The following is a 22,067-nucleotide window of genomic DNA, read 5'->3' as shown; positions in this document are numbered from 1 at the left end:
TCCGGACGTGGGTTTGGCTCACTAGAGATATCGCGCGTCGGTTGTCCCTCGCTTGCAGAACACTTGGGTATTCCGGTAACAGTATGATTACTCTAAGTGTCCGATCATGTCGATAGCCTGGCGGTGAAAGGATGGTCGCGTGGAACGACTGCGCGAACACCTCCTGGAGACCGACTACACCATCGACGGCGTCCGCGACAGGCTGGGCGACATGGCGGCCTCGGCCCTGGCCCGCGAGGAGCTGGTCCCGGCGTTGCGCGCCACGGCCGACGGCGATCCGCTGGCCGCCCTGATCAGGCTCTGGTGGCTGGGCGTGCCCGTTCCGGCGGGGGCGGTGCCCGCCGCGGTGCTCGACTCTGTGCTCGATTCTGGCCTGGCCGTCGCCGAGGGGGGCGAGGTCAGGGCGTCCGTGCAGCTCCAGCCCTGGGAGACCGGCGGCTACGTGGTCTCCGACCGCAAGGTGCGGCCCGGCGATCCCGCCCTGCGTCCCGACCACGTGGTGGGCGCGGGTGGTGCTTCGGCGAACCTGGCACAGCTCGTCACCCGCCGCCCGGTCCAGCGGGCGCTCGACCTGGGCACCGGCTGCGGGGTCCAGGTGCTGCACCTGGCGGGCCGGGCGGGCGAGATCGTGGCCACCGACGTGAACCCGCGCGCCGTCGAGCTGGCCGAGCTTAGCTGGAAATTGTCGGAAATTTCGGGTGTGGAGGCCCGGGTCGGCTCGATGTTCGAGCCCGTCGAGGGCGAGCAGTTCGACCTGGTCGTCTCCAACCCCCCGTTCGTCATCACGCCGCCCGGCCGGCGCTCGACGCTGACCTACCGCGAGACGGGCCGTGAGGGCGACGCCTTCTGCCGCGACCTCGTCCGCCAGACGCCCGGCCACCTCGCCCCCGGCGGTCAGGCCCACTTGCTGGCCAACTGGCTGCACGTCGAGGGCGAAGACTGGCGCGAGCGCGTCGGCGGCTGGCTCAGCGAGACCGGCTGCGACGCCTGGGCGGTCCAGCGTGACGTCCAGGACCCCGCGCAGTACGTCGAGCTGTGGCTCAGAGACGCGGCCGAGCAGGGCACCCCCGGCTACGCCGAGCACTACGACCGGTGGCTGAGCTGGTTCGACGAGCAGAAGGTGGAGGGCGTCGGCTTCGGCTGGATCACCATGCGCAACTCGGGCACGCTCGACCCGGTCGTCCGCGTGGAGCAGCTCACCCACCAGGTCGCGCTCCCGGTCGGCGAGTACGTCGACGGCGTCCTCGACTCGATCGCGACCGCCCACCGCGTCCAGAACCTCGACTCCGCGCTGCTGCGCACCGTCGACGGCCTGCTGGACGAGCGCGTCGGCCTGCCGGGAGCCGAGGACCCGATGCGGATCGTGCTGCGCCAGACCACCGGCCTGCGCCGCAGCAGGGAGGTCGGCACCGTCGAGGCCGCGCTGGCCGGCGTGTGCGACGGCGAACTGGCCCTCGGCCCGCTGCTCAACGTCATCGCCGAGTTGGTCGGTGACGGCGACATCCTGCATGCCGACGCCATCCGCCCGCTCATCGCTGAGGGATATTTCACGCTTTGATCCGGCATTGATCCGACGTTGACAGCGACCGGCGAGGCTGGCGAGCACGGCACGAGCCTGGGGGGTTCGAGGTTCGTGTCAGGCCCGGCCGGCCGTCGATGTGAGGCGGCTAGCCGCCGCGCGGAGCATCCCGATAACCGGGCCCCCTAGCGACGCGAGGCGGTCAGATGGCCGGCCGGGCTGAACGTTCGTGACTCCCAGGGGACAGCCTTGTTCAATCATGTGTGGATGACACGTCTGGACGACGAGCTGTACTCAGGACTCGACGACCTGGGCGCTGTCGAGGAGAACCCTGAGGTCCGCGGCCTCGGGAGCGCCGAGCCTGGTGAAGATGTCCAGGGCCTGGCGTAGGCAGTCGGTGCTCCGCGAGGCGTTGCCCAGCCCGCTGAGCGCGTTGCCCAGCACGGTGAGCGAGAGCGCCTCGCCGTACGGGTGGCCGATCTCCCTCGACACGATCAGCGCCTGCTCCGCGTGACGCACGGCGTCCGGGTAGCGCTGGGCGGCGATGAACGTCTCGGCCAGCCGCGAGCACACCCGCTGCTCCCACACCCGCTGCTTGCTCGCCCGGAAGAAGGCCAGGCACTCCGCGTGGTGGTGTACCGCCTCCGTCAGCCTGCCGACCCGGCTGAGCACGATGCCCAGGTGGTAGCGGGCGCGGGCGGTGCCGGCGCCGCTGCCGATCTCGGTGAAGATGGCCAGCCCCTTCTCGGCGGCGGCGATCGCGTTGTCGGCGTGGCCGAGCCCGAGGTGGTCGCGGGCCGAGTAGCTGAGCACCAGCGCCTCACCCGCCGGGACGCCGTTCTGGCGGTAGAAGCCCATCGCCGCGTCGAACCACGACAGCGCCTCGGTGTGGCGGCGCTGCCTGCCCACGACCACGGCCAGCGCGTTCAGCACCTCGCCCGTGACGACCTTCTCGCCGCCCGCGACGGACAGTTCGTGCACCCTCCTGAACTGCTCCTCGGCCTGGGTCAGGCGGTTGCCCGCGAACAGCACCCGGCCGAGCACGTAGCGGGCGCGCAGCTCGCTCGCGGGGTCGCCGATGCGCGTGGCCGTCGCCAGCACCGCCCGGGTGCCGTGGTCGAACTCGCGCGTGTGCGTGCCGGACTCCAGCAGCGGCTCCATCGCCACCAGCAGGTCGCCGGCAGGCAGGAGCTGGTCCGCCGTCGTGGACGCGTCGGCGGCCTGGTTGATCGCGGCGAACAGCGAGTCGCCCTCGGCGATCAGCCAGGCGACGGCCTCGTCGGCGGTGCCGAAGGTGAGCCCGCTGCCGACCACCACGAGGTTGTCGGAGATCATGCTGCCCTCGTAGGCCAGCCGGTGCGCCGACTGAGCGGAGGCCAGGTAGAAGCCGAGCAGCCGCCGCAGCGCCATCGCGCGGGCCTGCGGACGCTCCGACTTCTCCAGCTCCCGCCTGGCGAACAGCCTGAGCAGGTCGTGGAAGCGGTAGCGGCCGGGCGCCGGGGCCTCCAGCAGGCTGGCGTCGACCAGCGACTCCAGCAGGTCCTCCGTCTCGAACGTGGTCATGGAGAGCACGGCGGCGGCGGCCCCCGCCGAGACGTCGGGGCCGTTGGGCAGCGAGAGCAGCCGGAACGCGCGGGCCTGGGCGGCTTCGAGCTGCCCGTACCCGAGCGCGAAGGTGGCCTCGACCGCGAGGTTGCCCACCCGCAGCTCGTCCAGGCGGCGTTGCTCGTCGGCCAGTCTGGGCACCAGCGACGCCACCGTCCACGACGGGCGGGCCGCCAGCCTGGCCGCGACGATCCGCACGGCCAGCGGCAGGAACCCGCAGGCCGCGACGACGTCCATGGCCGCGCCGTGCTCGGCCGCGACCCGCTCGGGGCCGGCGACGGCGGCGAACAGCGACAGCGCCTCGTCGGGCTCCATCACGTCCAGGTCGATCAGGCGGGCGGAGGGCAGGTCGGCCAGCTTGACCCGGCTCGTGACGATCGCCGCGCAGCCGGGGGAGCCCGGCAGCAGCGGGCTGACCTGCTCGGCGTCGCGGGCGTTGTCGAGCAGGACGAGGACGCGCCGCTCGGCCAGCAGCGACCGGTAGAGCGCGGACCGTTCCGACAGGCCCTCGGGGATGATGTCGGGCGGGATGCCGAGCGCCCGCAGGAACGCGCCGAGCGCAGAGGCGGGCGAGATGGCCTCGTCGGTGTAGCCGCGCAGGTCGGCGTAGAGCTGGCCGTCGGGGAACAGGTCGCCGGTGGAGTGGGCCACGTGCACGGCCAGGGCGGTCTTGCCGACACCCCCTATGCCGCAGATCGCGGCCACGGGCACCCCCTCGGCGGACGCCTGGGCCGACAGTAGCGTGCGCAGCCGGCCGGCGATCTCCTTGCGTCCGGTGAAGTCGTTCACCGCGGCCGGGAGCTGCGCCGGGCGGGGGAACTCCGGGAGCGGCTCGTCCTCGTCCGGCTGGTCCTCCACGACCTCGGCGGCGGCCAGCGTGGGGTCGGCGGCCAGGATGCGCTGGTGCAGGGCGGCCAGCTCGGGGCCGGGCTCGATGCCCAGCTCCTCGATCAGCGCCTCGCGGGTCTCGGTGAACACGGCCAGCGCGTCGCCCTGACGGCCGCAGCGGTAGTAGGCCAGCATGAGCTGCGCGCGCAGCCGCTCGCGCAACGGGTGGTCGGCGGTCAGCGCGATCAGCTCGGAGACGACGGCCGCGTGCGCGCCCAGCTCCAGGTCCACGTCCATGAGCGTCTCGAGCACGCTGAGGCGGCGTTCGGCCAGCCGGTCGCGCTGGTGCTCCGCGTACGGGCCCACGGCCCCCGCCAGCGGCTCGCCCTCGAACAGCGCGAGCGCGGCGCGCAGGTGCCTGGCGGCCTCGGCCGGCCTGCCGGCCTTGCGGGCGGCCTCGGCGTCCTGGATGCCGCGTTCGAAGCGGGTCAGGTCGAGCGCGCCGTCGGGCAGCCGCAGCGCGTAGCCACGTCCGACAGAGGTGAGCAGCTCGGGCCGGGAGCGGGCGGGCCTGTCAGGTTCGAGCACGGTACGCAGCCGCGAGACGTACGTGCGCAGCGCCCCCAGCGCCCTCGGCGGCGCGTCCTCGCCCCAGACGGCGTCGATCATCTCGGTCGGCGTGACCGCGCGGCCCTCGCGCAGCAGGAGCATTCCGAGAATGGAACGCTGCAACGGCGTTCCCAGGTCGAGCTCCTGGCCATCACGCCACGCGCGGACGGGACCGAGCACGGCGAACCGCAGCCCGCCTTCGAGGCTCTGACCAGCCATGCCGTCTGTCTCCAAGGCAATGGAACGATTTGCTACCAAATGATAGATCCATCTCTGGCCAATACCTAGTTCGTTAACCGAAGCGTTGACCAGCGGCAATCTGCCGCGAAGAATCAGGCCCCGCCCATGTGGCATGAGCGGGGCCGTACGGATGTTCCTATGCTGCTTCGACCAGACCGAGCCTCATGGCCAGCCGTTCTCGGACGGCGGGCCATTCGGAGTTCAGAATCGAGTAGAACGCCGTATCTCGGACCGTGTCGTCGGCGCCTCGGCTTTCCGCTCGTCGCACCCCGTCGAAGTGTGCGCCGAGAGCCTCGATGGCGGCCCGTGATCGGACGTTGCGTACATCAGCCTTGAGCGTGATGCGGTGGACGTTCCAGATGTCGAAGGCGTGCGAGAGCATCAGGAACTTGCTCTCCCGGTTCACACCCGAGCCCTGGGCGGACGCGCCCAGCCAGGTGTAACCGATGTCGGCCACGGACGGGATCTCGCCCACCGCTCCCCGCGTACCCGGAGGCCAGGGCATGGGGCCCTGCCAGTACTCCAGGTTCATGAGACGGGTGGCACCGACCACGCGGTCGGTGTTCAGCCACCGGATGGCGAAGGGCAAAGTGCGGCCCTCCGCCTGCTCAGCCAGCGTGGCCTCCACATAGGAGACCATCTCGTCCCGGCCTTCCGGGACGCGAGTGAAGGCATACGTGGTGCGGTCTTCACTCGCCGCGGCGACGAGTTCGTCGATCGCCGCGAAGCTGAGAGGTTCCAGGCGCACGAAGCGCCCGGACAAGGTGACAAGAGCGGGCATGAGCACATGATGGGGTCTGCTCACCACTGGTGTAACCAGGCATCGCCCGGGAACTTTTGCAGCTTTCTGAAGGTATGGCGTTTCCGCAGGTCAGAGGGCCGATTCCGGAAGATCGGGACCGGCCCTGAAGGTAAAACTTCGGCTAACTGTGCACTGCCGTCGGCACGAGCGCCAATTCCGGTTCAGGCGAGGCGCTCCGCCGTCGCAGCGACAGCTGTCGCAGGCCCGTCGCGAGATGATCGAGACTGTCGGCGATCCACGGCAGCCGGAGCGGGTCTGCGCTGTTCAGCGCGGCCATCCGCTCCTCGGCGGTCTCCCCGTACAGCAGGCTCACCGCCACCCGCACCCGCGCGGCGGCGGGGTCGTCGCCGAACGCGTGGCCGGGCAGCACGCCGATGCCGTGCTCCTCCAGCAGCGCCCTGGTGATTTCGGCCGAGCCGCCGAGCCGCAGGTGGCTCAGGTCCGGGTAGAGGTAGAAGCCGCCCTGGGGGACGGGCACCGAGGCGCCGATCTCGACGAACCGCTCCCTGACGGCACGGGCGACCGTGCCGTGCAGCCTCCGGCTCCGCACGATGCGCTCGACCAGCTCGGGGGCGTCGGTGAAGGCGTAGGTGGCGGCCTCCTGCACCGGGGCGGCGGGGGCCGACCAGATCTCGCTGGCCACCGCGAGCAGCCTGCTGCGCAGCGCGTGCGCGCCGTCCGGCAGCCTGGCCACGCCGATCCGCCAGCCGCCGAGAGCCAGGCTCTTGCTCAGGCCGGTCGTGATGACCGTGCGCTCGGGGGCGAGGTCCGCGGGGGAGGTGTAGGGGAGGTCGGGGTCGTGCAGCAGGTCGCGGTAGATCTCGTCGGAGATGATGATCAGGTCCAGCTCGCGGGCGACGTCCACCAGGCGGCGGATCGTCTGCGGCGACGCGAGGCGGCCCGTGGGGTTGTCAGGCAGCGTCACGAGCAGGCTGCGGACGTCCCTGCCCTGCGCGCGGGCCTGGAGCACCGCGGAGCGTGCCGTGTCGGGGTCGGGGGCGCCGCCCTCTCCCGGCGGTGCGGGCACCAGGATGGGACGCGAGCCGACCAGATCGGCCTGCGCCGCGTAGCTGACCCAGCTCGGCCTGGGGAGGACGATGTCGCCGCCGATCGCCAGCAGCAGGCCGTACAGCAGCGACTTGCTGCCGGGGCCGCAGATGACCAACTCGGGGTCGGTGATGAGGCCCCGTCGTGCCCAGTAGCCCGCCGCCGCCGCACGCAGTCCGGACGCTCCCGCGACCGGCCCGTAGCCGTTGCGATCGGATGCGGCCACCAGCCTTTCGCGCAGCGCCGGGTGGACGGGCAGCCCTGCCTCGCCGAAAGCGAGGTGCAGCACGCGTTCCCCGGCGCGCCGTCTTCGTTCGATGTCTTCGTTCGCCGCCAGGGTGGCGGACAGGGTCACGCTCATGGTTGTCACGTTCCCAGCGTGGTTGGATGAAGGCATCAGCACAAGCGAGGCTTTTCGTGGGTAGGCATAAGGAAGTCCGATGCTCGAACTACGCCGTCTGACGTTGATCTGCGAGTTCGCCCGCCGAGGCAGCATCGCCGCCACCGCCGAGTCTCTCGGCTACAGCCCCTCGGCTGTGTCGCAGCAGCTCGCGGCCCTGGAACGGGAGACGGGCACCGCCCTGATCGACAGGACGGCGCGCAGCGCGGAGCTCACCGACGCGGGCCGCAGGCTCGTCGCGCACGGCGAGCGCATCCTGTCGATGGTGGAGGAGGCCGAGTCGGATCTGTCCGCCCACGCGGGCATCCCGGCCGGACGCGTCGTCGTCACCGCCTTCCCCACGGCGGCCGTCGCCTTCGCCCCGGCGCTCGCCCGATCGCTGCGCCGCCACACCGAGCTGACCCTCCGCCTCGGCCAGAGCAGGTCCGGGCGGGGCATGCGCGAGGTGCAGTCGGGCGAGGTCGACATCGCGCTCGTCGACGACTGGTACGGCCGCGTCCGCGACAACGACAGCCTGCGCGTCTACCCGCTGCTCAGCGACCCGCTGGTGCTCGTGGTGCCGCGCAAGCACCGGCTCGCCGACCCCGAGGTGCCGTTCGACCTGCGCGAACTGCGCGACGAGCCGTGGATGGCCACCCCCGACGGCGAGCCGTCGCGCCTCGCGGTGGACCGCCTCCTGGTGGACGTGGGCGGCACCAAGCCGACGCCGTGGGAGTTCGAGGGGCTGGGGACGATCCTGTCGCTCGTGGCCAAGGGCATCGGCATCGCCGCGGTGCCCGCGCTGGCGCTCGCGGCGGGGGTCCGCGGGCTGGCGGTGCGGCAGTTCCCGGGAAACCCGGTCAGGCGCGAGGTGCACGCGGTCGCCCGCGGTTCCAGCGTGCACCGCCCTTCGGTGTCGGTGACGTTGCGGGCGATCCATGTCGCGGCGCGCTACATCGCCGCCGACCTCGATCCGGTGCGGCCCGCGGAGCGCTGACGCGAACCCCGCTGACGCGCACCCCGGAGCGCCGGCCCGTGTTCCGGTAGCGTCTGCGGCTATGGCGCCGTCCTACTCCATCGAGCAGCTCCTCCTCACCCAGCCCAGCATCGCCCGGGTGGCCGGGGTCGACGAGGTGGGCCGGGGAGCGTGGGCCGGGCCCGTGACGGTCTGCGCCGTCGTGACCGACCTGTCGGAGCCGCCGTCGGGCCTGACGGACTCCAAGCAGCTCTCGGCCGCCAAACGCGACTCGCTGGCGGGGGAGCTGGAGAGCTGGGCGCTCGGCATCGGGTACGGCGAGTCGTCGCACACGGAGATCGACCGGCTCGGCATGACCGAGGCCCTGCGCCGGGCCGCCCGCCGCGCCCTGGAGGCGCTGCCGGTCAGGCCGGACGCCGTGATCCTCGACGGCAAGCACGACTACATCGGTCCGCCGTGGCCGGTGCGGCTGGAGGTCAAGGGCGACGCGGCCAGCATCTCGGTGGCGGCGGCGTCCGTGCTGGCGAAGGTGCGGCGCGACACGTACATGGGGACGATCGGCTGCGCGGAGTACGCGTTCGCGGAGAACGCCGGCTACCCGTCACCGGTGCATCAGGAGGCGCTGGCCCGCCTGGGGCCCACGGAGCATCACCGTCTGTCCTGGTCGTACCTGGACGACCTGCCGCGGTGGCGCCACCTGAAGCGGCACCGCGACCCGTCCGTGGGAGAGGGTCAGGCCAGCCTGTTCGGCTAGGTGGGATGGCTGTGCAGAATCGGTCATCATCGGGTGGGTGCGTATCGGGATCTTTCTGGTTGTGGCCCAGTTTCCGGGGCAGGACGCGGGGCGGGTGCTGGCCGACGCCGTCGAGTTGGTGGTGGCCGCCGAGGAGGCCGGGTTCGACGACGCGTGGATCGCCGAGCACCACTTCATGTCGTACGGGGTGTGCCCGTCGGCCGTCACGCTGGCGGCCGTGGCGATCGGCAGGACCAGCGCGATCGGGGTCGGCACCGCCGTGAGCGTGCTGTCCACGCAGCATCCGGTGGCGCTGGCCGAGCAGGCGGCGATGTTGCACCACCTGTCGGGCGGACGGTTCGCGCTGGGCGTTGGGCGGGGCGGGCCGTGGGTCGACCTGGAGGTGTTCGGCACCGGGCTGGAGAGGTTCGAGCGGGGGTTCGGGGAGTCGCTCGACGTGCTGCTGGCGGCGCTGTCGCGGGAGCGGGTGTCGGCTGAGGGGGAGTTCTTCCGGTTCCGGGAGGTGCCGGTGGTGCCGTCCGCCAGGTTGCGGCCGGTCGTGGCGTGCACGTCAGAGGCGACGGTGGCGCTGGCGGCGGATCGGGGGCTGCCGATGCTGCTCGGGATGCACGTCGATGACCGGGAGAAGGCCGCCGTGGTGGACGCGTACGAGGCCCGGCGGGGGGCGCCGGAGGCGGGGCACGTGGCGGCGGCGGTCGGGTACGTGGCCGACTCGACCACGCGGGCCGTGCGGGAGCTGAAGGAGACGATGCCGCGCTGGCTGGAGCCCGGGCTGGCAGGGTACGTGCCGGTGGACGATCGGGCACGACCCCCGCGAGATGTCAGGAAATATGTGGACTTCTTGACCCGGGTGCATCCCGTCGGGTCGGCCGAGCACTGCGTGGAGACCATCCTGCGCACCGCCTCGGTGACGGGCCTCGACCATCTCGTCCTGATGGTCGAGGGCCTGGGGGAGCATCGGCGGACCCTCGAGAACATCCGGCGGCTGGGGGCCGAGGTGCTGCCCCGCGTCAGGCCCGCCGCCGCGTCTCCCTGACGAAGACGCCGGTCCCCGCCACTGCCGGGCACGGTGGGGAGACAGCGCCGTGCCGCCGGGTGGCGAACCCCGAGACGCCCGCCACCGTACAGCGGTGGCGGGCGTCCTGGCGGTCAGCAGTCGACCAGTGGCGAACCCGAGTCGCCGGTCAGCAGTCGACCAGTTCGGGTTTCTGGTTGAGGATCTGGGCCCTGGGGGTGACGAAGTCGCGCAGGGCCTCGGTCGCCGTCGGGTCGAAGACCGCCACCCGGTGGCAGTTCTGGAAGGCCAGCCGGACGCCGAAGTGACTCTCCAGGGCGCCGCGCATCGCGTCGCTCGCCAGGCAGCGCAGGAGCTGGCCGCGGGCCTCCTCGGACGGCGGCGGAACCTGGTTGTCGGCGAAGTCGGCCCCTGACTGGTCACGCTGCTCGACCAGCTCGCTGATCACCGACCAGGCGTAGGGCAGGGAGTCGCGGACGCAGGCGATGAAGGCCGCGTCGTCGATCTCGCCGGTTCTGGCCTGGTCGAGCAGATCGTTCGGAACGGTCAGCGACATGCTGTCTCCTCTCGAAAGGGGTGAATCTGACGCTAGGTGTGGCCGGCCGGTCACTCCAGATGACCGGAGGGCGACAGTCATGGGCCGTAGACGAAGTGCGGGTCGATCTGCTCAGCCAGGTCGAGGCCCGTGCGGTCGTTGGCCCAGGCGCGGGCGTTGCGGAGGTGGAACTCCGCCGTCTGGCGGCCGAACCGGGGCCAGTCCTTCACCTGCCCGTCGAGGTGTTTCAGCAGGACGGCCAGGGCGTCGGCGTTGCCGGGCTCCAGGTCGTCGAGGGCGAAGCGACGCCCCTGCTCCATGGCGCGGACGGCAGCCGAGTGCTCCATCCAGGTGAGCAGATCGTCACCTACATGCTCGCGCAGGAAGTCGACGTCGGAGGGCGCGTGCACCTTGTTGCCGACGACCGCGAGCGCGACGTCGTAGTCGGCGGCGTACTCGCGGTACTGCCGGTAGACGCTGACGCCCTGCCTGGTGGGCTCGGCGACGAGGAAGGTCAGGTCGAAGCGGGTGAACAGGCCGGAGGCGAAGGAGTCGGCGCCGGCCGTCATGTCGACCACCACGTACTCGCCGGGCCCGTCGACCAGGTGGTTGAGCAGCAGCTCCACGGCGCCGACCTTGGAGTGGTAGCAGGCCACGCCCAGGTCGTCCTCGGTGAACGGGCCCGTCGCCATCAGGCGGACGCCCTCGGCGGTGCTCACCGCGTACGGGCTGGCGGCGAGGTCGTCGAAGCGCAGGAGGCGGGAGCCGCGGCCGGGCGGCGTGGTCTTGACCATGGCCTCGGCCGCGGGGATGCGCGGGTTGTCGCCGCGCAGGTGCTCCTTGATCTCGGTCAGGCGCGAGCCGAGCGGCTCCGGCGACTCGTCGGCGCCGAGCACGAGGGCGAGGTGCTGGTTGATGTCGGCGTCGATGGCGACGACGGGTGCGCCCTGGCTGGCGACGTGTCTCGCGAACAGCGCCGACATCGTCGTCTTGCCGCTGCCGCCCTTGCCGACGAAGGCCACTCTCACGATCGCGCTCCTGAAGCTGATTATGAAAACCGTTTCCATTCGAGGGTGCGACCATCATGCCACACTTGGTCCGTGCGTGACGACGAATTGGAGCAGGCGGTTCGCCTGCGCGAGCAAGGGCAGCGCGAGGAAGCGCGGACGATCCTGCTGGAACTGGCCAAGCGCCACCCCGACGACGCCGAGGTTGCCTACCAGACGGCCTGGGTGCACGACGCGCTCGGCCTGGAGGCCGAGGCGGTGCCGTTCTACGAGCGCGCCCTGGCCGACAAGGGCCTGGACGACCGGTTGGGCGCCTTCACCGGGCTGGGCAGCACGCTCCGGGTGCTCGGACGCTACCGCGAGGCCCTGGAGACGTTCACGCGCGGCCTGGAGGAGTTCCCCGGCGACCCGGGGCTGCGCACGTTCATGGCCATGGCGCTGTACAACGAGGGCCGCGCCCGGGAGGCGGTCGGTTCCCTGCTCAAGCTCCTGGCCGAGTCGGGCCAGGTCGGCGGGTACCGCCGGGCCGTCGAGTACTACGCGGAGAACCTGGACGAGACGATCTGAGCGAAGGTGATCTCGGTGAGCAGGCGTTCCTCGTGCTCGCGCAGCGCGGTCCAGACCTCGGCCAGCGGGCCCGCCACGCCGGGGTAGCCGCCGTGCTCAGGGTATTCGGGCCTGCCCTCGATGACGGTGATCACGTCCGCGAGCGTGAGGTCCTCGGCGGGACGGGCCAGCCAGTAGCCGCCCTCCGGCCCGCGCAGGCTGTGGATCAGCCCGGCCCGCCTGAGCTGGAGCAGGATGTTGTCCAGGAACCTGCGCGGGATGTTCTGGGCCGATGCGATCCGGTCCGCCGGCACCGGCCCCGGTGGCGCCGCGGCCAGTTCGGTGACCGCCCGCAGCGCGTAGTCGGTTCTCGCGGAGATCCGCATCACACCGGATTGAGGCCCCAGCGCCGCCGCAGCGCGCTGTCAGCCACCTCGAACAGCATGTCGATCACGATGCCGATCAGCAGGATGACGATCATCGTGCCGATCAGCCCCGGCGAGTCCGACAGCTCGCGGGCGTTCGCGAGCTGCTCGCCGAGCGACGACTGGTAGGCGATGATCACCAGCAGCTCGCCCGCCATCAGCGACCGCCAGGCGAACGCCCACCCCTGCTTCAGCCCCGCCAGGAACGACGGCAGCGAGGCGGGCAGGATGACGTGGCGGTACAGCTGGAGCCGCCTGAACCCGAGCATGTGCCCGGCCCGCAGCAGCAGCGGCGGCGTGTAGTCGACGCCGGTGATCAGCCCGTTGGCGATGGACGGCGCCGCGCCCAGGATGACCACGAACGTGATCGCGCTCTCCGTCAGCCCGAACAGCAGGATCGCGAAGGGGAACCAGGCGATCGACGGCATGGTCTGCAACCCGGTGATCAGCGCTCCGCACGCGGCCCGCAGCACCTTCACCCGCGACACGGCCGCCCCGATGACGAGCCCGGCGAGCACGGCGAAGGCGAACCCGGTGACCGCCCTGCGCATGGTGGTGGCGACCGCCTGGTAGAACTCGGCCTCGCCCAGCCGCGACGCCAGGTCCTGGAAGGTCGTGAGCGGCCCGGCGAAGACGTACTCGGGCCACCGGCCGCTCAGCACGACCAGCTCCCAGACGACCAGCACCAGCGCGACGGCGGTCAGCATCGGCCAGACCCGCCCCCAGACGCGGGCGGCGACCCCCGAGCGCCGCTCGCCGGCCAGCTCCAGCGCGTCGAGCCCGGCGAGCTGCCGGGCGTGCGTGTCAACGGCCATGGCGCATGACCTCCTCCTTCAGCCGGTCGGTGATCTGCACCGCGAGGGAGGCGACCTCGGCGGACTCGGTGCGCCGGGGCCGGGGCAGCGCGACGGGGAACTCCTCGACGACGCGGCCGGGGCGGCTGCTCAGCAGCACGACCTTGTCGCCCAGCCGTACGGCCTCGCGCACGTTGTGGGTGACGAACAGCACCGACAGGTGCCGCTCCCGCCAGATCCGCTCCAGCTCGTCGTGCAGCAGGTCGCGGGTCATCGCGTCGAGCGCGCCGAACGGCTCGTCCATGAGCAGCACCGCGTCGGAGCCGGACGAGGACGCCGACGACTGGGCGAGCGCGCGGGCCAGGGCGACGCGCTGGCGCATGCCGCCGGACAGCTCGTGCGGGCGCTTCCCGCCGAAGCCGCCCAGGTGCACGATGTCCAGGAACTCGGCCGCCCTGGCCTGCCGCTCGCGCTTGGGCAGGCCGTCGGCGCGCAACGCCATCTCGACGTTGGCCGAGACGGTCAGCCAGGGGAAGAGCGCCGGGTCCTGGAACATCATCGCGACCCTGCGCCCGCCCGTGGAGATCTCCCCCGCGGTCGGCCTGTCGAGCCCGGCGACCAGCGAGAGCAGCGTGCTCTTGCCGCATCCGGACGCGCCGAGCAGGCAGACGAACTCGCCGGGGACGACGGAGAGCGAGACCTGGTCGAGGGCGAGCAGCCCGGTCCTGCCGTGGCCGTACACCTTGGAGACGCCCTCCAGCCGTACGGCGTCCTGCTGGTCGACTACCTGAGTCGTCATGTCCCTCACCTGTCCGATACGGACTTCTGGCCTTCCGCGGCCAGCACCTCGTTGAGCGGCTTGAGGTCGTAGATGCCGTTCAGGTCCACCGGCTTGAGCAGCCCGACCTGCACCGCGTGGTCCGCGCTGGCGGTGAGCGAGGAGGCGATCGGGTCGTTGGTGAACGTGATGTTCTTGAAGGCGCTCTGCAGCACCTCGGGCTTGAGCGGCTTCTGGGTCAGCTTCTCGATCGCGGTGTTGGCGGTCTGCGCGGCCGCCGCGGGGTCGTCGTTGATGAACTTCGTCGCCTCGACGTGCGCCTCGAGCAGCTTCTTGACCAGGTCGGGGTTGGCCTTGGCCCACTCCTGGCGGACGATCAGGTGGGTGATCACGAACTGCTTGTCCGGCCAGAGGTCGCGCTCGTCCTGAAGGATCTTGCCCTTGCTCTCCAGCACCAGCCGGCTGGCGAACGGTTCGGGCACCCAGGCGCCGTCGATGTCGCCGGTGGCGAAGGTCTGCAGGGTCTGCGCGTTCTCCTGCGGCACGATGTGGACGTCGCCGCCGCCCTTGGTGTCGGTCTTGAGGCCCTTGCTCTGCAGCCAGTAGCGCAGCGCCACGTCCTGGGTGTTGCCGAGCTGCGGGGTGGCGATCTTCTTGCCCTTGAGGTCGGCGGCCGTGTTGATGCCCGGCTTGACCACCAGGTAGACGCCGCCGGACGCGGCCCCCGCGATGATGTTGATGGCCTTGCCCTTGGACTTCTCCCAGGCGTTGATCGCCGGGTTCGGGCCGATGTAGGTGGCGTCGACGGCCCCGGAGAAGATCGCCTCGATCGCGGCGGGACCGGCGTTGAACGTGCTGGTCTTGACCGGCACGCCGAGGTGCTTGGCGTACAGGCCCTTCTCGACGCCGACGAGCGCCGTGGCGTGGGTGATGTTCGGGAAGAACCCGAGCCGGACCTCCTTGGCCTTGCCTCCCGCGTCGGACGCGGCGCCGCCCCCGCAGGCTGCCACCAACGTGGTGAGTGCCATGGCTGCCACCGCGGCGAGCACCCTGCGAGCGTTCATGCCCACTCCCTATTTCCTACTTAATAAGTCGGCTATGTGAGCATAAAACGCCGTTGTTTCCCTGATGTCAAGTCGGAATTAGCTGGAAGCGGCTCCCGGCCATCGGCGTGTCGGCGCGGTGGGTTTCCTGTCCCCGTCCGGCGGGCACGCGCGCGTCCTGGCGAGAGGCCGCGCTGCCGGTCCAGGCCGCCCACTGGGTGCCTGGACCGGTCGACGCGCCCAGTGCTTCGCGTGCGCGAGCAGGCCGCGATCCGCAGCGGCTAGCCGCAGGTGCTGTCGAGCGCCAGCGGGTTCTCCGGCGACCTCTTGGACGTGCTGCCCGCGGCGGTCGCCGTCCTGTTGGCCGGGCGTTCCGCGATGGCCTGGGCGACCTTGCGCCTGATCAGGTTCCAGTCCGGGTAGGCGGTGTTGATCAGCGGCGGGACGAAGCTCAGGCTCCTGATCCTGGTCTCCTTGACCTTCAGCGACAGATCCACCAGGGCGGGCAGCAGCCCCTGCGGGATGTCCGTGGAGATCGCCCGCTTGGTGGCGGTGGCCAGGCCCTCGAAGCGGTTCAGCACGGTCAACGGGTCGGCCTGCTTGGCGACGGCGTTGAGCAGGCACTTCTGGCGGCCCATGCGCACGTAGTCGTCGCTGTCGGTGCGCGAGCGGCCGTACCAGAGGGCCTCCTCGCCGGAGAGCCGGCGCGTGCCCGCGGGCAGCCGGCCCTCGCGGTACTTGCCGTAGATGATCGGCTCCTTGATGGTGACCCGGACGCCGCCCATCGCGTCGATGATCTCCGCGAAGCCCCGCATGTCGACTATGGCGTAGTAATTCACCGGAATGCCGAGGATGCCGCTGATCGTCTGCTTGAGCATGGTCGGGCCGCGCTGCCCCTTGTGGACGCCCGGCACCATCTCCGGATAGTCCTCGGCGTACTGGAAGATCTCGTTGAGCAGGCCGGGCGTGCTCTGGTCGCCCGCGCCGGTGAAGCCCTCCGGGAAGCGCCGCCTGGCCGGGCCCGGCGGCAACGGCACCCGCTCCAGGTTGCGCGGCAGGCCGAGCAGGACCGTCGCGCCGGTCGCGGTGTCGACGCTGGCCACGGTCATGCTGTCGGTGCGCACGCCGGGCCTGCTCGGGGCCGAGTCGGCGCCGATGAGCAGGAAGTTCACGCGCTCGGCGCCGTTCCACGGGTCCTCCGCCATCACCGGGGACGAGGGCGCGGTGAACAGGCTGTCGACGACGTCCCGAGACAGGTAGGCCAGGTGGGCCGCGTACGCGGTCGGGACGAGCACGAGCACGCACAGCGCGGCCGCTACGGCCGTGAGGACGGCCCGTCCCGTGGTGTTGGCGGCCTCCGGCCGGACGAGCGCGAAAGACCAGATGATCACGACGGACCAGGCGAGCGCGATCAGCCCGAGCGTGATCGACAGGATGGTGAGCCAGCTGGGTTGCACGGCCAGCGCCAGCAGCCTGGCGCTGAACGCGGTCAGCACGGTGAGGACGAAGGCCATCAGCGCCAGGTGGGTGATCATGAGGGCGAAGCCGGTTCTCCGGCGGTCGGTGGCGAGGTGGGCGATGCCCCAGAGCAGGGCTGACCCCATCATCAGGGCGACGCTCGCGCCGAGACCGAATCCGCGTTCTCTGCCTGTCATCCCTGGTCAACCCCCGTTAACGCTGAATCATCCCAGGCTAGTTACAGGGCGTGACCGGTTAGTTCTGCGCGGATTCCGTGTCGGATCAATTCCCGGTAAGCCACTCTTGAGATATAACGTGAATTGTGAGTGATCGACATGGAAGCTATGGGTTCGATGCTCCCTGGGCGCTTGGCGGCCTCGTCCTGGGGGCGCTCGGCCTGCTGGCGCTCGCGGCGGTGTCCTTCGCCTTCGACGTCCCCGCTGCCGGAATCGCCTTCCTGATCGGCGCGCTGTACACGCTCGCCAGCGCGGCAAGCTACGTCTACACCACCCGGGGCGGCAAGTTCGCCGTCTGGAAGGAGGAGCTCGGCCGGCTGCGCGGAGACGAGCGGCTGCTCGACCTCGGCTGCGGGCGCGGGGCGGTGCTGATGCTGGCGGCCAGACGGCTGTCCGACGGCGAGGCCACCGGCCTGGACCTGTGGAGCACCAAGGACCAGTCGGGCAACGCAGAGACGGTCACCAGGGCCAACGCCGAGCGCGAGGGCGTCTCCGAGCGGGTCGAGCTGGTCACGGGCGACATGCGGGAACTGCCCTTCGTGGACGGCGCGTACGACGCGATCGTGTCCAGCCTGGCCGTGCACAACATCCCCACCACCGAGGGGCGCGACAAGGCGATCAGGGAGGCGCACCGGGTGCTGCGTCCCGGCGGGCTGATGCTGATCGCCGACTTCCAGCACACGCCCGAGTACGAGGCCACGCTGCGCGACCTCGGCGTCGTGGACGTGCGCCGGCGCGACCTCGGCTGGCGGTTCTGGTACGGCGGCCCCTGGTTCAGGACCTGGATGCTGGAGGTCCGCAAGCCCGCGTGACCGCAGCGATGCCGCTCAGGAGAGCGGCAGGCTCAGCCGACCGGGGTGAGCTGGGCGAGTGAGGCCACCCGCTGGATGTAGGCGTCCGGCAGCTCGCGCAGGAGGGTCGCCACCTCCTGGTCGCGGATCGCCGGGAGGGCGGCGACGGCGTCCGCGGCGAGGTCGCGGCAGTAGGCGAGCGTGATGTCCACGATCCCGCCCGCCCGCAGCCGGCGCAGCACCTCCTCCGCCCGTTCGTCGGACATGTCCCTGCCGAGCAGCTCGGTGACGTCCGCGCCGGTCATCAGCAGCGGCAGGCTGTAGACGCCCTGGCGCAGGTCGTTGCCCACCGGCTTGCCGAGCCGCTCGCTGGACGCGGTCAGGTCGAGCAGGTCGTCGAGGATCTGGAAGAGCAGCCCGAACCGCTCGCCGTACGTGGCCATCCGCACCCTGTCCTCGTCGGACGCGTGCGCGCACACGGCCGCCACCAGGCATCCGGCCCGGAACAGCGCCGCCGTCTTCCCGGTGATGGACCTGAGCGCCGACTCCTTGGTCCGGTGCGGGTTGAACAGGTCCGTCGTCTCCAGGTACTGGCCCTCGGCCAGCTCCACCACGGCCGCCGCCAGCACCTCGGCCACCGGCCTGGACACCGCTGTGATCGCGGCCAGCCCCGCCCTGGCCAGCATGAAGTCGCCCACGACCAGCGCCCTGCCGTCGCCGAGCTCGGCGTTCAACGTCCGGGCGCCGCGCCGCTCGGTGGCCCCGTCCATGAGGTCGTCGTGCACCAGCGACCCGGCGTGGATCAGTTCCACGCAGGCGGCCGCCGTGACCACGCGTCGGTCGGGCGTCTTTCCCAGGGCGAGGGAGGTGGCGAGGGTCATGGCGGGCCTGAGCCGCTTGCCGCCGGCCCTGATGATCCTCCCGGCGGCGTCGTTGATCGCCGGCAGCGCGGACGACCCGCCCAGCCGCTGAACCCTGGCCTCGACCTTGCGCAGCCCCTGGGCGATGGCGGGCGTACTCAGCAATTGATCCATATGTCCAGCCTGCGCCGCGGCCGCTGTGCCACACCTGAGAGACCCTGAGGCCCCTCTCAGCCGGAGTCGGTTGACTCTGACACCGTGTGAGGCGCTATGCCAGGATGTGCCGACTCTAGGAGGACGTCATGGGGATCGCCGAAAGAATCGACGAGCTGCTGAGCTCGGGCAAGGCTCCCAACCTGCACGGTCTCGTGGTCGTCCAGGACGGGCAGATCGTGCTGGAGCGCTACGGGGCGGGGGACGATTTCCGGCTCAACGACCCCATCGGGCACGTCACGTTCGACGCCGGCACACCGCACGACCTCCGGTCCGTGACCAAGAGCGTCGTCGCGCTGCTGTACGGGATCGCGCTCGGCGACGGGCTGGTGCCCAGCCCGGATGACGGGCTGCTCGCGCATTTTCCGCAGTACCCCGAGCTGGCCGAGGGCAGGGAACGGCTCACGGTCGAGCACGCGCTGACGATGACGCTCGGGCTGGAATGGGACGAGAGCGTCCCGTACACCAGCAGCGCCAACAGCGAGATCGCGATGGAGGAGGCGCCCGACCGGTACCGGTACATCCTGTCGCGTCCGGTCATCGAGGAGCCGGGGAAGCGGTGGCTGTACTGCGGGGGCGCGGCGGCGCTGATCGGCAGGCTGATCGCCGACGGGGTGAAGGCGCCGCTGGAGGAGTTCGCCAGGGAGCGGCTCTTCGGGCCCCTGGGCATCGACGCCGAGTGGATGACCTACCGCGGGGTGGCGATGGCGGCGTCCGGGCTGCGGATGCGCCCGCGCGACCTCGCCGAGCTCGGCCGGCTCGTGCTCGAAGGGGGGCGCGGGCTGGTGCCGGAGAGCTGGATCGGGGAGATGCTGCGGTCCCGGGTCCGCATCGACGACGGGTTCGAGTACGGCTACCAGTGGTACATCACCCCGGGCCGCTGGGTCGCCGCGCACGGCAACGGCGGGCAGGCGCTGGTGGTGGCGCCCGACCGCCGGCTGGTGGCGGCCCTGACGGCCGGCGACTACAACTCCGACCAGGCCAGCACCTCGGCCGTGATGGAAGAGCTGCTCAAGGACTGAGCGAGGGGCGCGGCGCGGGAGCTGGTCAGGGGGTGAGCAGGACCCTGCCCAGGGCTGTGCGGGCTTCCAGGAGGCGGTGGGCCTCGGCGATCTGCTCCAGCGGGAGGGTGGCGTGGACGTGGGCGCGGCTGCGTCCGCTCGCGAGCCTGGCGAGGATCTCCGGGTAGTGGGTGCCGAACACCTGGGCGGCCCAGGCGGGGCCGCTGCATCCGGTGACCGTCACTCCGCGTTCCATGAGGTCGGCGGCGGTCACGGCCGGAGGCTCGCCGCTCAGCAGGCCGTAGGAGAGCATCCGGCCGGTGCCCGGGGTGAGACGGCCGAGGACCTGCCTGGCGGACGAGCCGCCGATGGACTCGAAGACCACGTCCACGTCCGGTAGCGCGTCCGGCCAGCCGGCTTCGCGGTGGTCGAGCACCTCGTCGGCGCCCAGCGCGCCGGCCCGGTCCCGCTTGGCCCGCGCGCCCGCGGTGGCGATCACCTTGCCCGCGCCGAGCTCCTTGGCGTGCTCGATCAGGTACGCGCCGACCGAGCTGGCCCCGGCCTCCACCAGGACGGTCTCCCCACCGGTCAGCCCGGCCTTGTGCAGCAGCGCCAGCGCGATCGCGCCGGGCGCGCCGGTGGCCACGGCCTCGACGGGGGTGACGCCGTCCGGAAGCGGGCTGGTCAGCGATACGGGCACCGCCACGTACTCGGCGTACGCCCCCGCCCCGCCCGTCACGCCGACGCGGCGGGTGCCGAGCAGCGCCTCGTCCACCCCCGCGCCGACCTCGACCACCTCTCCCGCCGCCTCCGCGCCGAGGACGGCGGGGAGCGGCAGCGGCACGGGCATCGGCAGGGTTCCCGCGCGGAGCTGGGTCTCGGCGTAGCTGACGCCGATCGCCTCCGTCCTGATGACGATCTGGCCCTCGTCCGCGACCGGCCGCGGCCGCTCTTCCAGCTTCAGCACCTCGGGACCGCCCAGCTCGTACGCCACGATCGCGCGCATGACTGCACCTCCATAACTGAACCATTGGTCCAGTTAATATATGGACCGCTGGTCAAGTTTGTCCATCGGCGAGAATGACCGGATGGAACGTCGAGAGCGGGCCGACGCCGCGCGTAACCGGCAGGCGATCCTGCGGGCCGCCGAGGAACTGCTGCGGGAGCACCCGCCCGAGCAGGTCTCCGTCGAGCGGGTCGCCGTGGCGGCGGGCGTCGGCAAGGGCACGGTGTTCCACCGCTTCGGCAGCCGCATCGGCCTCATGCAGGAGCTGATGGCGGAACGGGCGCTCGCGCTGCGGGAGGCCGCCACGGAAGGGCCGCCGCCGCTCGGGCCGGGGGCGCCCCCGAGAGAGCGGCTCGTCGCCTTCCTCGACGCGGTGGTGGCGCTGGCCACGCGCAACGCCGGGCTGATGGCCGCGCACGAGCACGCCATCGCCACCAGCAGGAGCGGGCCGCGCCAGACCAACCCCATCTACGTGTTCTGGCACGCCCACGTGTCGGCGCTGATCGCCGAGGCCCGTCCGGACGTCGACGCCGAACTGATCGGGCACGTCCTGCTGGGCACGCTGCACATGGAGCCGATCTCCGACATGCTGCGCGCCGGGGACGGCGGGCGGCTCGCCGCCGGCCTCGACGAGCTGGTGACCGGTCTCCTCCGTGAGGGAGCCGGGTGATGGGGGTGACGGCCCCGACCGGTCTCCTCAGAGAGGGAGCCGGGTGATGGCGGCGTGGAAGGCGGCCACGGCCGCTCTGACCGCCGGATGCTCGCCGTACCCCCTGCGGAAGGCGGCCAGCGTGCGGCGGTTCAGCGGCAGCGCGGCCAGCGTCACGCCCTGCGGGGGTGCGAGCGCCGCGAGGTGCGGCACCAGCGCGACGCCCTGGCCCGCGGCGGCGAACGCGAGGACGGTGTCGTAGTCGTCGATGTGGTGCCTGACCCGCGGCTCGAACCCCGCCGCCTGACAGGCCCTGATCGCCATCGTGTAGCAGAGCGTGCCCGGCGTGCTGGTGATCCACGGTTCGTCGCGGGCCTCGCCGATCGAGGTCCGGTTCGTCAGGTACATGGGCTCGCTGAACAGCGGCTCGGTCTCCAGTGACGCGTCGGTGACCGGCGGTACGAAGTCGTACTCGTGGACGAGCGCGACGTCGAGCTCGCCCGCTCGCAGCGCGGCGGAGACGTCCGCCGGGTCGATCTCGGAGATCATCGGTTCCAGCGCGGGGTGCGCGTCCGACAGCTCCGCGAGGGCGGGCGGCAGCAGCACCCGCGCCGCCGTGGGGAACGCGCCGACCCGCAGCGGCCCCGACGGCCCGCCACGCGCCGCGGCGAGCGCCGCCGACGCGCGTTCGAGCTGCTCCAGGACGGCCTGCGCGTGCTCGACGAGCAGCCGCCCGGCAGGTGTCAGCGTGACGGTGCGGCCGGTGCGTTCGAGCAGTGGCACGCCCGCCTCCCGCTCCAGCGCGCTGAGCTGCTGCGACACCGCCGACGGCGTGAACGTGACGGCCTCGGCGACGGCGGCGATCGTGCCGCGCTGGGCGAGCTCGCGCAGGAGGCGGAGCTTGCGAGGGTCGAGCATCAGGCCAGCCTACCTGGCGAGCATCAGTCGAAC

At 71.6% G+C, this 22,067-nt stretch carries 21 protein-coding genes; 8 read left to right on the top strand and 13 right to left on the bottom strand.

Annotated features, from left to right (window positions below):
* Window positions 1–139: 139 nt before the first annotated feature.
* Window positions 140–1,558 carry a DUF7059 domain-containing protein gene (locus ABT294_RS11065; protein ID WP_350805101.1) on the top strand — a complete coding sequence of 473 codons (1,419 nt, stop codon included), beginning with the start codon at window positions 140–142 and terminating at the stop codon, window positions 1,556–1,558.
* 255 nt (window positions 1,559–1,813) lie between these two features.
* On the opposite strand, the gene ABT294_RS11060 is transcribed toward ABT294_RS11065, so the two are convergent.
* The 3 genes from ABT294_RS11060 to ABT294_RS11050 form a co-directional block, all read right to left on the bottom strand.
* On the bottom strand, window positions 1,814–4,780 hold the full coding sequence (locus ABT294_RS11060) for an AfsR/SARP family transcriptional regulator (protein WP_350805099.1): 2,967 nt from the start codon (window positions 4,778–4,780) through the stop codon (window positions 1,814–1,816).
* Window positions 4,781–4,937: 157 nt separating this feature from the next.
* Entirely contained in the window at window positions 4,938–5,582 is a 645-nt protein-coding gene (locus ABT294_RS11055) for a GNAT family N-acetyltransferase (RefSeq protein WP_350805097.1), read from the bottom strand.
* Window positions 5,583–5,724: 142 nt separating this feature from the next.
* A complete protein-coding gene (locus tag ABT294_RS11050) occupies window positions 5,725–7,011 on the bottom strand; it encodes a pyridoxal phosphate-dependent aminotransferase (protein WP_350805168.1) in 1,287 nt (428 codons plus the stop codon).
* A 79-nt stretch (window positions 7,012–7,090) separates the two neighbouring features.
* On the opposite strand from ABT294_RS11050, the gene ABT294_RS11045 reads away from it, so the two are divergent.
* From ABT294_RS11045 to ABT294_RS11035, 3 genes are all read left to right on the top strand, one after another.
* Window positions 7,091–8,026: a LysR family transcriptional regulator gene (locus ABT294_RS11045; protein ID WP_350805095.1), complete on the top strand. Its 936-nt coding sequence runs from the start codon at window positions 7,091–7,093 to the stop codon at window positions 8,024–8,026.
* A gap of 61 nt (window positions 8,027–8,087) precedes the next feature.
* Window positions 8,088–8,759, top strand: a complete 672-nt coding sequence (gene rnhB, locus ABT294_RS11040) for a ribonuclease HII (protein WP_350805094.1) — start codon at window positions 8,088–8,090, stop codon at window positions 8,757–8,759.
* Between the two features lie 37 nt (window positions 8,760–8,796).
* Complete coding sequence (locus ABT294_RS11035; protein ID WP_350805093.1) at window positions 8,797–9,795, top strand: LLM class flavin-dependent oxidoreductase; 999 nt, start codon at window positions 8,797–8,799, stop codon at window positions 9,793–9,795.
* 148 nt (window positions 9,796–9,943) lie between these two features.
* Here ABT294_RS11035 and ABT294_RS11030 read toward each other — a convergent pair whose 3' ends face one another.
* Window positions 9,944–10,330, bottom strand: coding sequence for an SCO5389 family protein (locus ABT294_RS11030; RefSeq protein ID WP_350805092.1), 387 nt, complete (start codon window positions 10,328–10,330; stop codon window positions 9,944–9,946).
* A gap of 77 nt (window positions 10,331–10,407) precedes the next feature.
* Complete coding sequence (locus ABT294_RS11025; protein ID WP_350805090.1) at window positions 10,408–11,337, bottom strand: ATP-binding protein; 930 nt, start codon at window positions 11,335–11,337, stop codon at window positions 10,408–10,410.
* A gap of 72 nt (window positions 11,338–11,409) precedes the next feature.
* On the opposite strand from ABT294_RS11025, the gene ABT294_RS11020 reads away from it, so the two are divergent.
* Window positions 11,410–11,883: a tetratricopeptide repeat protein gene (locus tag ABT294_RS11020; RefSeq protein WP_350805088.1), complete on the top strand. Its 474-nt coding sequence runs from the start codon at window positions 11,410–11,412 to the stop codon at window positions 11,881–11,883.
* Here ABT294_RS11020 and ABT294_RS11015 read toward each other — a convergent pair.
* The 5 genes from ABT294_RS11015 to ABT294_RS10995 all read right to left on the bottom strand — a co-directional run bounded on the left by ABT294_RS11015 (window position 11,853) and on the right by ABT294_RS10995 (window position 16,509).
* Window positions 11,853–12,248: an RrF2 family transcriptional regulator gene (locus ABT294_RS11015; protein WP_350805086.1), complete on the bottom strand. Its 396-nt coding sequence runs from the start codon at window positions 12,246–12,248 to the stop codon at window positions 11,853–11,855. The two genes, ABT294_RS11020 and ABT294_RS11015, sit on opposite strands and share 31 nt — an antisense overlap.
* Complete coding sequence (locus ABT294_RS11010; protein ID WP_350805084.1) at window positions 12,248–13,102, bottom strand: ABC transporter permease; 855 nt, start codon at window positions 13,100–13,102, stop codon at window positions 12,248–12,250. The genes ABT294_RS11015 and ABT294_RS11010 overlap by 1 nt, the downstream gene beginning before the upstream one ends.
* On the bottom strand, window positions 13,092–13,880 hold the full coding sequence (locus ABT294_RS11005) for an ABC transporter ATP-binding protein (protein WP_350805082.1): 789 nt from the start codon (window positions 13,878–13,880) through the stop codon (window positions 13,092–13,094). The genes ABT294_RS11010 and ABT294_RS11005 overlap by 11 nt, the downstream gene beginning before the upstream one ends.
* Window positions 13,881–13,885: 5 nt before the next feature.
* Entirely contained in the window at window positions 13,886–14,923 is a 1,038-nt protein-coding gene (locus ABT294_RS11000; protein ID WP_350805080.1) for an ABC transporter substrate-binding protein, read from the bottom strand.
* Between the two features lie 260 nt (window positions 14,924–15,183).
* A complete protein-coding gene (locus ABT294_RS10995; protein ID WP_350805079.1) occupies window positions 15,184–16,509 on the bottom strand; it encodes an LCP family protein in 1,326 nt (441 codons plus the stop codon).
* 173 nt (window positions 16,510–16,682) lie between these two features.
* Between ABT294_RS10995 and ABT294_RS10990 the strand changes: the two genes are divergently transcribed.
* Window positions 16,683–17,408 carry a class I SAM-dependent methyltransferase gene (locus ABT294_RS10990; protein WP_350805078.1) on the top strand — a complete coding sequence of 242 codons (726 nt, stop codon included), beginning with the start codon at window positions 16,683–16,685 and terminating at the stop codon, window positions 17,406–17,408.
* 32 nt (window positions 17,409–17,440) lie between these two features.
* Here the strand turns inward: ABT294_RS10990 and ABT294_RS10985 are convergent, their stop codons facing one another.
* The gene (locus ABT294_RS10985; protein ID WP_350805077.1) at window positions 17,441–18,421 is read right to left on the bottom strand and encodes a polyprenyl synthetase family protein; all 981 of its coding nucleotides are present in this window, start codon (window positions 18,419–18,421) and stop codon (window positions 17,441–17,443) included.
* Between the two features lie 128 nt (window positions 18,422–18,549).
* On the opposite strand from ABT294_RS10985, the gene ABT294_RS10980 reads away from it, so the two are divergent.
* On the top strand, window positions 18,550–19,482 hold the full coding sequence (locus tag ABT294_RS10980) for a serine hydrolase domain-containing protein (protein ID WP_350805076.1): 933 nt from the start codon (window positions 18,550–18,552) through the stop codon (window positions 19,480–19,482).
* 25 nt (window positions 19,483–19,507) lie between these two features.
* On the opposite strand, the gene ABT294_RS10975 is transcribed toward ABT294_RS10980, so the two are convergent.
* Window positions 19,508–20,467, bottom strand: a complete 960-nt coding sequence (locus ABT294_RS10975; RefSeq protein WP_350805075.1) for a quinone oxidoreductase family protein — start codon at window positions 20,465–20,467, stop codon at window positions 19,508–19,510.
* 82 nt (window positions 20,468–20,549) lie between these two features.
* Between ABT294_RS10975 and ABT294_RS10970 the strand changes: the two genes are divergently transcribed.
* Window positions 20,550–21,137, top strand: a complete 588-nt coding sequence (locus ABT294_RS10970) for a TetR/AcrR family transcriptional regulator (protein WP_350805074.1) — start codon at window positions 20,550–20,552, stop codon at window positions 21,135–21,137.
* A gap of 27 nt (window positions 21,138–21,164) precedes the next feature.
* On the opposite strand, the gene ABT294_RS10965 is transcribed toward ABT294_RS10970, so the two are convergent.
* Complete coding sequence (locus ABT294_RS10965; protein WP_350805073.1) at window positions 21,165–22,034, bottom strand: LysR family transcriptional regulator; 870 nt, start codon at window positions 22,032–22,034, stop codon at window positions 21,165–21,167.
* Window positions 22,035–22,067: the final 33 nt, after the last annotated feature.

The organism is Nonomuraea sp. NPDC000554 (assembly GCF_040300065.1).
Lineage (GTDB): Bacteria > Actinomycetota > Actinomycetes > Streptosporangiales > Streptosporangiaceae > Nonomuraea.
Note: the sequence above shows the minus strand (reverse complement) of the source record. Positions and strands in the feature narration are given on the sequence as shown.